Origin of the sequence: Burkholderia sp. AU33803, assembly GCF_002223095.1 — a bacterium.
GTDB lineage: Bacteria > Pseudomonadota > Gammaproteobacteria > Burkholderiales > Burkholderiaceae > Burkholderia.
The window spans coordinates 1,081,740-1,096,445 of the sequence record NZ_NKFJ01000006.1 but is presented as its reverse complement, the minus strand read 5'-3'; the positions used below and the strand labels follow the sequence as shown (position 1 = coordinate 1,096,445).

The 14,706-nt window shown below is 66.7% G+C and carries 14 protein-coding genes and 1 tRNA gene; 7 read left to right on the top strand and 8 right to left on the bottom strand.

Annotated elements, in window-relative coordinates; translation table 11 throughout:
- Positions 1 to 9: 9 nt before the first annotated feature.
- Together potE and CFB41_RS22210 are read right to left on the bottom strand one after the other, a co-directional pair.
- Positions 10 to 1,395 (bottom strand): putrescine-ornithine antiporter, encoded by a 1,386-nt coding sequence (gene potE, locus CFB41_RS22215; RefSeq protein ID WP_089457879.1) that lies wholly within the window; start codon positions 1,393 to 1,395, stop codon positions 10 to 12.
- Between the two features lie 46 nt (positions 1,396 to 1,441).
- On the bottom strand, positions 1,442 to 3,742 hold the full coding sequence (locus tag CFB41_RS22210; protein ID WP_089457878.1) for an Orn/Lys/Arg decarboxylase N-terminal domain-containing protein: 2,301 nt from the start codon (positions 3,740 to 3,742) through the stop codon (positions 1,442 to 1,444).
- Positions 3,743 to 3,883: 141 nt separating this feature from the next.
- Between CFB41_RS22210 and CFB41_RS38255 the strand changes: the two genes are divergently transcribed.
- On the top strand, positions 3,884 to 4,186 hold the full coding sequence (locus tag CFB41_RS38255; protein ID WP_179250130.1) for a hypothetical protein: 303 nt from the start codon (positions 3,884 to 3,886) through the stop codon (positions 4,184 to 4,186).
- Positions 4,187 to 4,249: 63 nt separating this feature from the next.
- On the top strand, positions 4,250 to 6,430 hold the full coding sequence (locus CFB41_RS22200) for an ornithine decarboxylase (protein ID WP_089457877.1): 2,181 nt from the start codon (positions 4,250 to 4,252) through the stop codon (positions 6,428 to 6,430).
- 84 nt (positions 6,431 to 6,514) lie between these two features.
- Here the strand turns inward: CFB41_RS22200 and CFB41_RS22195 are convergent, their stop codons facing one another.
- The 3 genes from CFB41_RS22195 to CFB41_RS22185 form a co-directional block, all read right to left on the bottom strand.
- Positions 6,515 to 7,672, bottom strand: a complete 1,158-nt coding sequence (locus CFB41_RS22195) for an iron-containing alcohol dehydrogenase (RefSeq protein WP_089457876.1) — start codon at positions 7,670 to 7,672, stop codon at positions 6,515 to 6,517.
- Positions 7,669 to 8,004 carry a putative quinol monooxygenase gene (locus CFB41_RS22190; protein WP_089442900.1) on the bottom strand — a complete coding sequence of 112 codons (336 nt, stop codon included), beginning with the start codon at positions 8,002 to 8,004 and terminating at the stop codon, positions 7,669 to 7,671. The genes CFB41_RS22195 and CFB41_RS22190 overlap by 4 nt, the downstream gene beginning before the upstream one ends.
- A 207-nt stretch (positions 8,005 to 8,211) precedes the next feature.
- Positions 8,212 to 8,928, bottom strand: a complete 717-nt coding sequence (locus CFB41_RS22185; protein WP_089457875.1) for an SDR family oxidoreductase — start codon at positions 8,926 to 8,928, stop codon at positions 8,212 to 8,214.
- Positions 8,929 to 9,061: 133 nt separating this feature from the next.
- Between CFB41_RS22185 and CFB41_RS22180 the strand changes: the two genes are divergently transcribed.
- Positions 9,062 to 10,039, top strand: a complete 978-nt coding sequence (locus CFB41_RS22180; protein WP_089457874.1) for a LysR family transcriptional regulator — start codon at positions 9,062 to 9,064, stop codon at positions 10,037 to 10,039.
- An 8-nt stretch (positions 10,040 to 10,047) separates the two neighbouring features.
- Here CFB41_RS22180 and CFB41_RS22175 read toward each other — a convergent pair whose 3' ends face one another.
- Positions 10,048 to 10,785, bottom strand: a complete 738-nt coding sequence (locus tag CFB41_RS22175; RefSeq protein WP_089457873.1) for an SDR family oxidoreductase — start codon at positions 10,783 to 10,785, stop codon at positions 10,048 to 10,050.
- Positions 10,786 to 10,888: 103 nt separating this feature from the next.
- Here CFB41_RS22175 and CFB41_RS22170 point away from each other — a divergent pair, with 103 nt between their 5' ends.
- The 4 genes from CFB41_RS22170 (at position 10,889) to CFB41_RS22155 (ending at position 14,120) form a co-directional block, all read left to right on the top strand.
- Entirely contained in the window at positions 10,889 to 11,845 is a 957-nt protein-coding gene (locus CFB41_RS22170) for a LysR family transcriptional regulator (RefSeq protein ID WP_089457872.1), read from the top strand.
- A 142-nt stretch (positions 11,846 to 11,987) separates the two neighbouring features.
- Entirely contained in the window at positions 11,988 to 13,376 is a 1,389-nt protein-coding gene (locus tag CFB41_RS22165; RefSeq protein ID WP_089457871.1) for a nucleobase:cation symporter-2 family protein, read from the top strand.
- Between the two features lie 66 nt (positions 13,377 to 13,442).
- Positions 13,443 to 13,685, top strand: a complete 243-nt coding sequence (locus CFB41_RS22160; RefSeq protein WP_089457870.1) for a hypothetical protein — start codon at positions 13,443 to 13,445, stop codon at positions 13,683 to 13,685.
- 9 nt (positions 13,686 to 13,694) lie between these two features.
- Positions 13,695 to 14,120, top strand: coding sequence for an NUDIX hydrolase (locus tag CFB41_RS22155; protein WP_089457869.1), 426 nt, complete (start codon positions 13,695 to 13,697; stop codon positions 14,118 to 14,120).
- 75 nt (positions 14,121 to 14,195) lie between these two features.
- Here the strand turns inward: CFB41_RS22155 and CFB41_RS22150 are convergent, their stop codons facing one another.
- Together CFB41_RS22150 and CFB41_RS22145 are read right to left on the bottom strand one after the other, a co-directional pair.
- Complete coding sequence (locus CFB41_RS22150) at positions 14,196 to 14,408, bottom strand: hypothetical protein (protein WP_089457868.1); 213 nt, start codon at positions 14,406 to 14,408, stop codon at positions 14,196 to 14,198.
- Positions 14,409 to 14,606: 198 nt separating this feature from the next.
- Positions 14,607 to 14,702: transfer RNA gene (locus tag CFB41_RS22145), tRNA-Sec, on the bottom strand.
- Positions 14,703 to 14,706 lie beyond the last annotated feature (4 nt).

Sequence of the window (14,706 nt, the reverse complement as noted above, 5' to 3'; positions counted from 1 at the left end):
CCGCCCCCGTCACGCCTGCAGCGACTTCCCCGGCTCCTTCACGTGGGCGTCGACTTCCATCTGGTAGAAGCGCGCGCTGACGAAACCGAACAGCGTCCAGCCCAGGAACACGCACAGGCCGCCAAGCATCAGCGCCTGCTCGCCCGAGCTGAACAGCGCGTAGAAGCTGTACGCGGTCGCCACCATCGCGATCACGTTGGTCAGCAGCGCCTTCGCCGGCGGCACCTTCGCGACCTTCTGGATCGTGATCAGCGCGGCCATCGACATCACGTACGGCACGAGGTTCGTGACGACCGCGAGATCGACGATCTTCTGGAACTGGCTGCTCAGCTCCGGGCTGATCGTCATCAGCGCCAGCGCGACCTGCGCGACCAGCAGGATCACCATCCCGACGATCGGCGTGCCGGTGCGCGTCGCACGTGCGAACACCGGCAGGAAGTAGCCGACGTCCGCCGAGCTCTTGAACACCTGCGCGACCGTGAACTGCCAGCCGAGCAGCGAGCCGATGCACGCGATCACCATCAGCGCGGTGACGATCGTGCCGACCGTCGGCGTGAACATCGTCGCGAACGCGATGCCGAACGGTGCGTTCGACTTCGCGAGGATCGCGTTGGGCACGATCCCCGCGATCACGTTGGTCGACACGATGTAGAAGATCGCCGACGCGATCGTGCCGCCGAGCACGGCGATCGGCACGTTGCGTTCCGGATTCTCGACGGCGTCCGAGTTCGCGCACGCCGATTCGAGCCCGAGGAACGCCCACAGCGTCACCGCGATCGAGCTGCCGACGGCCGGCCCGAACGGCAGGTTGTTAGGATTCCATGCGGCGCCCCAGGTCGCGCCGCTGAACCAGAACCAGCCGATCAGCGACACGACGACGACCGGAATGATCACGCCCCACACCGTCACCGCGCCGATCCGGCCGGTGATGCGCGAGCCGCCGAAGTTCGCGACCGTCGTCAGCACGAGCAGGAAGATCGTCCACAGGCCGGTCTGCAGCGGCGACAGCGTCGCGTCGAACAGCACGGTGCCGTAGCCGACCGCCGTGACGCCGATCGCGACGTTGGCGATCACGAGCGACAGCCCGTACGTGTAGTTCGCCATGTAGTTGCCGGCCTTGCCGAACGCGTATTCCGCGTAGCCGCCCATCCCGCCCGGCTTGCGGCTCAGCATCCCGCACCGCGCGAACGCATAGGCCAGCGCGAGCGAGCCGCCGGCCGTGACGATCCACGACAGCAGCGAGATCGTGCCGACCTGCGCGAGCTTCGACGGCAGCAGGATGATGCCGGAGCCCATCATGTTGACCGCCGTGAGGATGGTCAATTGCCAGACGTTCATCCGGTTCTTCGGCGCGGCCGCGGTGGCCGCGTCGGACATGCGCGCTGTGTTTTCCATGATGTCGATCCCTCGATGTGAGGCCGCCGCGCGGCCGGTCGCGCGTTCAGGCCGTCAGGCAATACACGCGGTACGTGCCGTCCTCGACTTCCACGCCGTGCGTATCGTGCGCGAAGCCCGGGAAGCGCCGGTCGTACGCTTCGAGCGCCTTCAGGTAGCCGAGCACCGGGCCGTCCGCCGCCCCCGCGTTCTCGCCCGGCATCAAGAGCGGAATGCCCGGCGGATACGGCACGACGCCGGTGGCGACCGTGCGCCCGGCCAGTTCCTCGAGCGTGACCTGCTCGACGCGGCCCTGCACCAGATGCTCGTATGCGCGCACCGGGCTCATCTCCGGCTTCGGCAGGATCGAGAACGCTTCCGACATCAACCGCGTCGTGCCGAGCTGCTCCATGGCCGCGAACATCGTATCGGCCAGGTCCTTCAGCCCCATGCCCGCATAGCGTGAGCCATGCGCCTTCGCGAGCGACGGAATCGCCATGTCGAGCGGCAGGTTTGCGTCGTAGTCGCGCTTGAAGTCGCACAGCGCGCTGACGAGCGAGCCCCACTTGCCCTTCGTGATGCCGATCGAGAACAGGAACAGGATCGTGAAGTCGGTGGTTTTCTCGACGACGATCCCGCGTGCATCGAGATACGCGGTCACGACGCTCGCCGGAATGCCGACCGGCATCAGCCCGCCGGCCGGCGCGACGCCCGGCGTGACGATCGACACCTTGATCGGATCGAGCATGCAGTAGCCGTCCTCGATATTGCCGAAGCCGTGCCATTGCGCGCCGGGGCGCAGCACCCAGCACGACGGGTCGCTCGCGAGCAGATCGGGCGGCGCATCATGGAACGGCAGCGTGCGGCCGGTGCGCGTCTCGAGCACGGTGTCGGGCTGCCAGCACTCGAAGAACCAGTCGCCCTTCGCGCCGAACTCGCTGTTCATCCGCGCGATCATCTGCCGGAACGCGACGGCCTCCTCGATCGACTCGTGCGTGAGCGCCGCGCCGCCGGGGCCGTCCATCATCGCGGCCGCGACGTCGTTCGACGCGATGATCGCGTAGTTCGGCGACGTCGACGCGTGCATCATGAACGTTTCGTTAAACTGACCATGTGGAATCGGGTTGCGGCCGTCGCGCACGTGGATGTACGACGCCTGCGACAGCGCGGTCAGCAGCTTGTGCGTCGACTGCGTCGCGAACACCGTGGGGCGGTCCGCACGATGGTCGCGCGGGTCGCCGTGCATCGCGTGGCGATCGCGGTAGATCGGGTTGAAACGCGCATAGCCGTACCACGCCTCGTCGAAATGCAGCCGGTCGACGCTCGCGCCGAGCAGCTCCTCGACGCGCGCGACGTTGTAGCACAGGCCATCGTACGTCGAGTTGGTGACGATCGCGTGCTTCGGCTGGCGATCGGCCAGCCCGGCCGTGAGCGGGTTCGACGTGATCGCCTCGCGGATTGCCGCCTGCGTGAGGCGCTCCGACGCGATCGGCCCGATGATCCCGTAGCGGTTGCGCGTCGGCACGAGGTAGGTCGGGATCGCGCCCGACATCGTCATCGCATGCTCGGCCGACTTGTGGCAGTTGCGGTCGCACAGTGCGATCTGGTCGCGGCTCACGCTCGCCATCAGGATGATGCGGTTCGACGTCGACGAGCCGTTCGTCACGTGATACGTACGATGCGCGCCGAACACGCGGGCCGCGTAGCGTTCGCTTTCGCCGATCGGGCCCGAGTGGTCGAGCAGCGAGCCCAGCTCGCCGACCGAGATCGACAGGTCGGAGCGGAACAGCGCTTCGCCGAAGTATTCGAAGAATGCGCGGCCAACCGGCGATTTGAGGAAGCCCGTGCCGCCCGTGTGGCCGGGCGTATGCCACGAGTATTCGTAGACGCGCGAGAATTTCGCGAGCGCGCCGAACATCGGCGGCAACACGGTGGCGCGATAGCGTTCGATCGCCGCGTGGATGCGCCCGCCGATGAAGTCGGCCGTATCCTCGAGCAGCCACACGAAATCGTCGACCTGCCCCATCACCCTGGACGGCACCGACGATGCGACGCTGCGGTCGGCCAGCAGGAAGATCGGCACGTTGGCGTTGCGATGCCGGATCGCGTCGACCACGGCCTCGGACGGCCCGTGGCCGTCCACGCCGAGATCCCAGTCGAGCAGCACGCACTGGATCGACGGATCGGAACGGATCAGCATAATCGCATCGTCGGCCGAGGTGGCCGTGAGCACGTCGATGTCGCGCTGCACGAGTTCCGCGCTCAGCGTGCGGACCGCACGCCCGGTCGCGGTTTCCTGCGTGATCTCGTCATCGACCAATAACGCGCGCAGGCCGAGACGACGAATGCCACCGACGGACGTATTCATGTTTTTGCCCTCGTTGTTCCGATGCTTCGTTGGGTTTAATTCGTCTCACGAGCACGCGGACAGCAGGCCACGGGCGGCGGCATGAGACGCACGCAAATCCGGTTTGATTCGCCATCCAATTCGGAGCCGACTATGCCATAGATGTCTTTTGATGAAAAGCAGACGATTCGGCGAAACGATCGATCGTTTTCAAATCGCGTTTCACAATCGGTTCATTTTGATGTGCATTGCAGCACGCCGATTTCCGATTATTTGATCGATCTCATCCGGCAGTCGGATTGTCGATTCCGCTCGATTGAATTCGCCGGGTTTTGTTGCTACGATCGGCTGCGCCGTGCATTGACCGGCGGCGGCCTCGCCGCGCAAGGCTTCTTCGTGCGGCGCGCCATTCGGCATTCAGCATTCGCGGGAGCGTTTCAATCGGCTGCAGCGCGTATCGGATGACACGGATGGCGCGCCCGTGCGAATGCGGCTCTCGTTTTTCCGCACATTTACGGGAGAGTTCGCGTGAGCCTGTTGAAAATCGCAGTCGAGCCGGCGCTGATTGGCGCCTTCCTCACCACGCACGAACAGGTCGACGTATTCCAGACCGATTTCACGAATATCGCGGCAATCGTCGTCGGAATCGATTCGGCGCAACAGGTGCTTAAAACCGTCGAAAGAACCGGATTCGCGATTCCGTTTTTCGTCGCGGTCGAGCCCGACCAGGAAGTGCCGCCGTCGATCCTGCCGAGCGCGAGCGGCGTGATCCAGCTCCGCCATGGCGGACGCCACTACTACGGCCGGCAGATCTCCGCCGCCGCCGACATCTACAGCGAGAACCTGCTGCCGCCGTTCTTCAAGGTGATGCGCGAATACGTGCAGCGCGGCTATGTCGAATTCGACTGCCCCGGCCACCAGGGCGGCCAGTTCTTCTCGAACCACCCGCTCGGCCGGATGTTCTTCGACTTCTTCGGCGAGACGATCTTTCGCGCCGACCTCTGCAACGCCGACGTCCGGCTCGGCGACCTGCTGATCCACGAAGGCCCCGCGCTGGAAGCGCAGCGCAATGCCGCACGGATCTACAACGCGGACAAGACGTACTTCGTGCTGAACGGCACGTCGACGTCGAACAAGGTCGTCACGAGCGCGCTGCTCGCGCCCGACGATCTCGTGCTGTTCGACCGCAACAATCACAAGTCGGTGCACCTCGGCGCGCTCGTGCTGTCGGGCGCGCGGCCAGTCTACCTCGAGACCGCCCGCAACGCGTGGGGCCTCATCGGCGGCGTCGACAGCGCAGCGCTCGACGAAACCCGCATTCGCGACGCGATCCGCGACGTCGCACCGGAGCGCGCCGGCCTGCCGCGCCCGTTCCGGCTCGCGGTGATCCAGCTCGGCACCTACGACGGCACGATCTACAACGCGCGCGAGATCGTCGACCGGATCGGCCATCTGTGCGACTACATCCTGTTCGATTCGGCGTGGGTCGGCTACGAGCAGTTCATCCCGATGATGCAGGACTGCTCGCCGCTGATGCTCACGCTCGGCCCCGACGATCCCGGCATCTTCGTCACGCAGTCGGTGCACAAGCAGCAGGCCGGTTTCTCGCAGACGTCGCAGATTCACAAGAAGGACAGCCACATCGAAGGCCAGAAGCGCTTCTGCGATCACCGGCGCTTCAACAACGCGTACATGATCCATGCGTCGACGAGCCCGTTCTACCCGATGTTCGCCGCGCTCGACGTCAACGCGCAGATGCACGCGGGCCCGGCCGGCAAGCGCCTGTGGCGCGACTGCGTCGCGCATGGCGTCGATGCGCGCAAGCTGCTGCTGAAGACCTGCCGCCAGATCCGACCGTTCGTTCCCCAGACTATCGACGGCCGCCCGTGGGCCGACTACCCGACCGAGCAGATCGTCGACGACCTGCGCTTCTTCCGCTTTCATCCGGCCGACACGTGGCACGGCTTCGAGGGTTATGCGGACGACCAGTATTTCGTCGACCCGTGCAAGCTGCTGCTGACGACGCCCGGCATCGATCGCGACACGCACGCGTACGCGGCGTTCGGCGCACCGGCGCCGATCCTGGCGCGCTATCTGCGCGAGCACGGCGTCGTGCCCGAGAAGGCCGACCTGTACACGATCCTGTTCCTGCTCACGCCTTCCGAAAGTTTCGGCAAGCTGCAGCATCTGGTCGCACACCTCGCGCAGTTCGAACGCCATCTCGACCAGGACACGCTGCTGCGCGAAGCGATTCCATCGCTGTGCGAAGCGTATCCGGCGCTGTACGGCGACATGCGCCTGCGGCAGCTGTGCCAGCGGATGCACGACTTCTACCGCAGCCACGACATGAAGCACCTGCAGAAGCAGATGTTCCGGCGTGCGCAGTTCCCGAAGCAGGCGATGCTGCCGCAGGCCGCGAATGCCGAGCTGATCCGCAACAACGTCGAGCTCGTCACGCTCGATCGCATCGAAGGCCGGATCGCGACGGAAGGCGCGCTGCCCTATCCGCCCGGCATCTTCTGCGTCGTGCCCGGCGAAAGGTGGGGCGGCCCGGCGCTCGACTACTTCCGTGCGCTCGAAGCGGGGATCAACGCGCTGCCGGGTTTCGAGCCGGAAATCCAGGGCGTCTATCTGCACACGCGGCCGGACGGTACGAAGCAGGCGTCGGCGTACGTGGTGGCGGCCGGCGCCGACGCGTCACGCGCGTAACGGCGGCCTGGCGGTTGGCCTCGCGCCGCTCGCGGTCCTGCGCGCATCGCGGGACATGACGGGCGGCGCGACCCGCCCGCCGCCTCACCACGCCTGCCGGTAGATCTCCAGCGCGTCGGCCTCCGTCACCTCGCGCGGATTGTTCACGAGCAGGCGCGTCTGCAGCATCGCATCCGATGCCATTCTCGGCAGGTCGCCCTCCCCGATGCCGACCTCGCGCAGCGTGCGCGGAATGCCCGTCGCGACGATCAGCCGGTCGATCTCGGCGATCAGCGCGTGCGTGCGCGCTTCATCGCTGCCCGTCGCCGACGGCGCGACGATCGACGCGAGTTCCGCATACAGCGGCGCGGCGGCCGCCGCGTTGAAACGCAGCACGTGCGGCAGCACGAGCGCATTCGACAACCCGTGCGGCACATGGAAGATCCCGCCGACCGGATAGGCGAGCGCGTGCACGGCCGCGACCGGTGCATTCGCGAACGCCTGCCCCGCGAACATCGCACCGACCAGCATCGCCTCGCGCGCGTGGCGGTTCCGGCCGTCGTCGCACGCCGCGAGCAGGTTGCGCGACAGCAGCGTCAGCGCGTGCACGGCCAGCATGTCGGATACCGGGTTCTTCAGCCGCGCGGACGTGTAGGCCTCGATCGCATGCACCATCGCGTCGATGCCCGTCGCGGCCGTGGCCGCACGCGGCAGGCCGAGCGTCAGTTCGGCATCGAGGATCGCGACGTCCGCGAACAGGTGCGGCGACACGACGCCCATCTTGCGCGCCTCGCCGACCGTGACGATCGACACGGCCGTCACTTCGGAGCCGGTGCCAGCCGTCGTCGGCATCTGCACGAGCGGCAGTCGCGCGCTCGTCACCTTGTCGACGCCGTACATGTCGGCCAGCGCCTGCTGCCCCGGCGCGAGCACCGCGATCAGCTTCGCGACGTCCATCGACGATCCGCCGCCCAGGCCGAGCACGATCTCGGCATCGGCCGCGACGGCCCGCTCGGTCGCTTCCAGCACCACGTGCTCGGGCGGATCGGCGATCACGTCGTCGATCACGGTGACTTGCCAGCCGTGCGCGGCGAGGCTCGCCAGCGCGGGCGCGAGCACGCCGCTGCGATGCAGGAACGCGTCGGTGACGACACAGAGCCGCACGAGCGCCGGAAAGCGTTCGCGCAACAACACGCCGAGCCGGCGCGCGGCGCCGAATTCGACGACCTGCGTCGGAACGGTACGGAATTGAAACGGGTTCATCGGGTGCCTCCCGGTGGCGTCGCCGCGCCGGTGCCGGGCTGCACCATGTAGCTGGACACTTCGCGGCGATCGAGCAACGGAATGATCGCGCCGAACCCGATCCGCTGGAAATGCGGCGTTTCCCGATGCACGTCGAGGCCGTCCGCGTCGCTGTAGCGTTCGAGGATTACGACGTGGTCGGGATCCTCCGGCGACCGGAAATACGCGTAGTCGAGATTCTTCGGCTCGGCGCGCGTCAGCGGCGCGAGCTCCGCGAGCAATTCGACCACGCGATCGCCGTTGCCGGGCTTGGCGTGGAAATGCGCGATGACCTGCAGGTACGGTTCGTTCATGTTGCGCTCCGGGTTCGACTGGGGGCCGTCACGACGGGGATGCACGCCATGCGCGGCGAACCGGAGGGATTCGAACGCGACGGCGCGACGCCGTGTCACTGGCGGGTCGTCGCATTGTATTGAATCGGCGCGGGCTTCGCAGTGCCGCCACCGCGCCCCGAAAAACAGCGCCGATCGCCATTGGCCGCTACTCGCGCGACACGCCGACTACCACGGCACCGTCCGCCCCAGATAGTCGAGATACTCGAGCCCCGGGCGCCCACGCTTTGCGATCAGCACGTCGACGAGACTCGGCACGCTTTCCTCGATCGTCAGGCGTGCGTCGGGCCCACCGAGTTCCGTGCGGACCCAGCCGGGCGCCATCAGCACCATCGCGCGCCGCGTATCGGCCTGGCGCACCGCGAAACTGCGCATGAACTGGTTCAGCGCGGCCTTGCTGCCGCGATAGACCTCGCGCATCCCGCTCACGTTGTTCGCGACGCTGCCCTGCCCCGACGACATCGCACCGATCAGGCCATCGTCGGTCACGAGATCCTGCAGCGTCTCGATCACCCGCATCGGCGCCAGCGCATTCGTGACCATCACGCGCACGAACTCGTCGGTCGTCACTTCGCCGATCGTTTCGGTGGGTTCGTTGGTCGTGCCCGCATTCACGAACAGCATGTCGAAGCGCAGGCCCGACAGCCGCTCGCGCAGCGCGGCGAGTTGCACCGGTTCGCAGATGTCGAGCGTCTCGATGTCGAGCCGGCCGTCGAACCGGTCGGCGAGATCGTGCAGCTTCGTGCGTCCCGAGCCTGCGCGCACGGTGCCTGTTACGCGCCAGCCTTTGTCCAGGAACGCCTCCGCCATCGCGAGCCCGAGGCCGCGCGAGGCCGCGACGAGCAGGAGCGCAGGGACGTTTCGGTTCGATTCAGTGGGTTGCATGGTTTTCGCCTTTGCCGGGTTTCGTCATGCAGCCACTATAGGTTCGCAACACGGCAGGCGCCAGACGCACCAGATTCAACTTATTGTTGCATCAAACGCCATGTCAAATCGCACAGCGGCGTATCCTGTCGCCATGGAAGACATCGACCTGAATCTCGTCACCGCGCTCGACGTGCTGCTGTCGGAAGGCAGCGTGACCGGCGCCGCGCGCCGGCTTGGCCTGAGCACATCGGCCATGAGCCGCACGCTCACGCGGCTGCGGATGGCCACCGGGGATCAGCTGCTCGTGCGCGCCGGGCGCAAGCTCGTGCCGACACCGCACGCCGCCGCGTTGCGCGACCGCGTGCATGCGATTGCCAGCGATGCGCGCGCGGTGCTGCGGCCCGCGACGGCCGACGTGGACATGGCGACGCACGCCTCCACGTTCACCCTCCGTGCTGCCGCCTCGTTCATGGAAATGCTGTCCGGCCCGGTGGTCGCCGCACTCGCCGAAATCGCGCCGCAAGTGCGCATCCGCTTCGTCCCGAAGCCCGATCGCGATCCGCAAGCGTTGCGCGACGGCACCGTCGACCTGGAAATCGGCAAGCGCGGCGACGACGCCCCCGAACTGCACACGCGCATGCTGTTTCACGACTGGCACGTCGCCGTGGCGCGCGCCGGGCACCCGCTGTTCGCATCGGGCAGGATCACGCCCGCGCGCTATGCGGCCTGCCGCCACGTGATCGCGTCGCAGCTCGGCGATTTCGGCGGTCCGGCTGACGACTCGACCGACAAGACTGGCCCGAGCCACTCCGTGCAGGTCGTCGTACCGGGCTACCCCGATGCGATGCGGGTCGCGGCCAGCACCGACCTGATCGCGCTCGTGCCGCGCTCGAGCCTCGGCAACGCGTTCTCGCCGGGGCTCACGGAGGCGCTCGGGCTACGCAGTTTCGAGATCCCGGTGCGCCTGCCCGAGATCCTCGTGTCCGCGCTGTGGCATCCGCGCATGCACGGCGACCCCGTGCACCGTCGCCTGCGCGATGCGGTCATCGCCGTCTGCCAGCGCGCGTATCCGGAGGGTCGCGCGCCGCGCCCGCCGGCACGTCGCACCGGCACGCGCGTGGCAGGCTGACGCGCGGCTCAGACCAGCCGCCCGCCGCCGTCGATGTGCAGGATCTCGCCATTCATGAAGCCGTTGCCCAGCAGGAACGCGATCGCTTCCCCCACTTCATCGGCGCGCCCGACACGGCCGCCGGGCAATGTCGCCGCCGCGCCCGCGAGGATCGCCTCGCGCGCCTCCGCACCAAACGCGTCGTAAAGCGGCGTCTCGACGAAACCGGGCGCCACCACGTTGACGCGAATCGGCTTCAGCTCCAGCGCGAGCGACTGCGCCAGCGCCTCGACCCCGCGCACGGCGGCGGCAATGACGGAAACGCCCTGCGCGGCCGGACGATCCGACAGTTGCCCGCCGGTCAGCACGATCGAACCGGTCACGGGCATCAGCGGCAATGCAGCGCGGATCGCGTAGACCGGCCCGGCGATACGCTCCTGCCACGCGGCGAGCAGGTGATCGGGATCGGTCTCGTTCAGCTTGCCGGCAATGAACCGCCCGGCCGTGACAATCAGGTGATCGACGCGCGTGATCGTGTCGAACACGGCCTCCACTGCCTGCCGGTCCGCGATGTCGGCCACCGCGACGCGCGCGCCGCCGATCGCCTGTGAGGCGGATTCGAGCGTCGCGCGGGTCCGGCCGACCAGCGTGACGCTGGCGCCTTTCGCCTTCGCGGCGGCCGCTGCCTCGAGGCCGATGCCGGAACTCCCGCCGAATACCACGACGTGCGCACCGTCCAGTGCCGAAGATTGCGTTGCCTCGTTCATGTCGACTCCTCATCAGGGATTGAAGGTTCGCGAACGTTAGGTCATTCTCCGTTGCGCAGGAACGTGGGAGACTTGAATAAGGTTCATGCCCGAAAGGAATAAGATGGATTCATTGCGATCCATGCGCGTATTCGTCCGCGCGATCGAGCTCGGCAATTTTTCGGCAGTCGCGCGGGAGGAAGGCACCGGCCAGCCGACGATCAGCAAGATCGTCGCCGCGTTCGAAAAGGAACTGGGCGTTCGCCTCCTGGAACGCTCGACCACGAGCCTCGCGCCCACCGACGAAGGCCGCCGGTTCTACGATCGCTGCAAGCGCGTGATCGACGAATACGCGAGCGCGGTGGCCGAGGTGCGCGGCCAAACGGTGCGGCCGGTCGGCAAGCTGGTCGTCAATGCGCCGCTGGGGCTGGGCGAGCTGAGACTGAACGCGCTCGTGCTCGAATTCCTCGCTGCGTGGCCCGAGATCGAGGTCGAGCTCCAATTGACCGACCGCGTGATCGACCTCGTCGAAGAAGGCGTCGATGTCGCCATTCGCCTCGGCCAGCTGCTGCCGCCGGATGCCGTGGCGCGCCACATCGCGTCGTCGCCGCGCCTGCTGGTCGCCACGCCGGCGTACGTGGCGCGGGCGCCGAAGCTCCGCCGGCCGGACGACCTCGTGAAGCACGAGTATGTCGGCTACGCGCGCGCGGACATCGGCAACGAACTGGCCTTCGCGCGCGGCGGCGAGCAGGTCGTCGTTCCGGTGCACGGCCGGTATCGCGTGAACAGTTCGATGGCGCTGCGGGAATGCTTCCTGACCGGAAACGCGGTGGGCAGCGGGCCCGCGTGGCTCGTTCAGGACCTGATCGACAGCGGCCGGCTCGTCCGGTTGCTGCCGAAGTGGGACATGGTGCCGCCGCATGCGCTGCACCTCGTCTATGCGTCGCGCCGGTATCTGCCGCTGCGGACCCGCACGTTCCTGCAGTTCATGGAGCAGCGGATTCCCGAGCTGCCCGGGTTCCATGCGATCACTGCCCCGACTGCCATCCCGAGCGCCCCCGCGTCGCGGCGGGCCCGCTGACCGGCGCTCGCCGCGGCCACGGCCGGCCCGCGCGTCGATCCGCCACCGTTTTCCCGATCCGCCGAATCCCCGCTATTGCAGCGGCGCCGGCGGGCCGTTCGGCTAAAATGCCGCACTTTCCACCTTGTCCGGCCCGCTCGCCATGCAACCCGCCTCTCCCGCCCAACCCGCCGCCCACGGCGCCGACGCTGCAGATTCGGCCCGCGACCTCGTCTACGGCCCGAACGACCGGCCGGCGCCGATGGTTGCCTTCGTCGCCGCGCTGCAGCACCTGCTGGCGATCATCGTGCCGATCGTCACGCCCGGCCTGCTGATCTGCCAGGCGCTCGGCGTGTCCAGCCGCGATACGACCCTGATCGTGTCGATGTCGCTGGTGATTTCCGGCATCGCTACCTTCGTCCAGTGCAAGCGTTTCGGCCCGCTCGGCGCCGGCCTGCTGATCGTCCAGGGCACGAGCTTCAACTTCGTCGGCCCGCTGATCGCCGGCGGCAGCCTGATGGTCAAGCAAGGCACGCCGGTCGAGACCGTGATGGCCGCGATCTTCGGCGTCGTGATTGCCGGGTCGTTCGTCGAGATGGGGGTATCGCGCATCCTGCCGTTCGTGAAGCGCCTGATCACGCCGCTCGTCACCGGCATCGTCGTGCTGCTGATCGGCCTCACGCTGATCAAGGTCGGCCTGATCAGCATGGGCGGCGGCTTTGGCGCGATGGCCAAGGGCACCTTCGCGAGCGCGGAGAACCTGACGCTGTCCGGCGTCGTGCTCGGCACGATCATCCTGCTGAACCGCGTGCCGATCGTGTGGGTGCGCAGCACCGCGCTCGTCATCGCGCTCGTGATCGGCTATCTCGCGGCCGCGTTCCTCGGCCGCCTCGATTTCACCGGCATGCACCAGGCCGCGCTGTTCCAGGTTCCGACGCCGCTGCACTTCGGCATCGGCTTCTCGTGGGCGCTGTTCGTGCCGATGCTGATCATCTACCTCGTCACGTCGCTCGAGGCGATCGGCGACGTCACGGCCACCAGCAAGATCTCGAACGAACCGGTCGAAGGCCCGGTGTGGATGCAGCGTATCAAGGGCGGCGTGCTCGTGAACGGCGCGAACTCGCTGCTGGCCGGCGTGTACAACACGTTCCCGAGCTCGGTATTCGCGCAGAACAACGGCGTGATCCAGATCACCGGCGTCGCCAGCCGCTACGTCGGCATCTGGATCGCGGGGATGCTCGTGGTGCTCGGCCTGTTCCCGGTCGTCGCCGGCGTGCTGCAGGCCGTGCCGGAGCCCGTGCTCGGCGGCGCGGCGATGGTGATGTTCGGCGCGGTGGCCGCATCGGGCATCAACATCCTCGCGGGCGTCCATCTCGATCGTCGCGCACTGCTGATCATCGCGGTGTCGCTCGCGCTCGGCCTCGGCGTGTCGCAAGTGCCGGACATCCTCAACAGCCTGCCGCACGCGCTGAAGAACGTGCTGGAATCGGGCGTGGCGACGGGCGGCATCTGCGCGCTCGTGATGAACTGGTTCCTGCCGGAAAAGAAGTAACGGCGGCACGCCTGACCGGCTCCCCTCAAGCCGCGCGCCCGGTGCATCGGGCGCGCGGCTTTTTTCATGGCGAACGATATGTCCCGCATCGAGGCATCGAGCGATAACGTCACCCGATTCGAAGCGAAGGGCGAGCCCATGGCGCACTTCATGCCGACGCCCCGCCCCTTGGGCGCGGACGACCGGGCGCCGGCCGGGCATGGACTCGAACCTGCGAAACGCAGCGGCGGCGTGGCCGGACACGCAACCGTGACGATCGATCGTCAAACCACGTCAGACGCGCTTTGCCGATCGATCCGCGATGGTTAGAATTGCTTCATGCCTCAAACCCTAGCGCCCAATATCGCCCCTGAAGGGAGCACCGTCCCGGTCAAGGAACGCGCGACCATCGTCTGCTACCGCGGCGAACAGGTCTTGCTCGTTGCCCGTGCGGCGTCGCGCTGGGCCCTTCCCGGCGGCACGATCAAGCGCGGGGAAACGCCGCTCGACGCCGCACATCGCGAGTTATGCGAAGAAACGGGCATGACCGGCCAGCCGCTCGTCTACTCGATGCAGTTCACCGGCCTCGCCAAAATCCATCACGTGTTCTTCGCGGAAGTCGGCCCGGACCAGACGCCGCAAGCAAACAACGAGATCGAGAAATGCAAGTGGTTTCCGATCGACGGCGTCGAAGGGTTGCGCGCCAGCATTCCGACGAAGCGCATCGTCGAACTCGTTTATCAACACGAAATCAGCAAGACGTAGCGCGACGGGCGAGCGTATTCGCGAGCCGGCAAACCGGCCCGGATCGTCCTGCCTGGATCGGCAGCGCGTATGCGCTCAGTGCGGACGCCTTCTTCGCAACTCGTGTGTCGCATAGACGACCAGGAAGATGCCGAGCATCGCAATACCGGACGCCATGAAGTCGTTCGCGCTTCCCGAGCTTTGCAGGGACGTCGGGAAAATGCCGAGACTCAATCCCGCGCCAGCAAGAAGCAATCCTGCAGCCACGCCCCAGATCGGTCCGGTGGTCTTGTCGATTTTATTTTTCATACTGCATCCGTCTACAGTCATTACCTGAACGATATCGGCAAGGGACGCCGCGTCTACCTTCAGTGATTCGACTATAGCCCGGAAAAAAATCGCAAACTTTTAGTGCTTTTCCCGATCAAGTTTTGGCAATTGCAATCGCCGGTGCTGTCGTGCAATTGCACGTTGATTGAAGCGTGTCGGGTCGACAAGAAAACGGGGTGGCGGAAGGCAGCAGGAGTCGAACCTACCCGGGAGTGTCTGACACCCCCAACTGGATTTGAAGTCCAGCCGTACCACCGGATACGAATGCCTTCCGTGG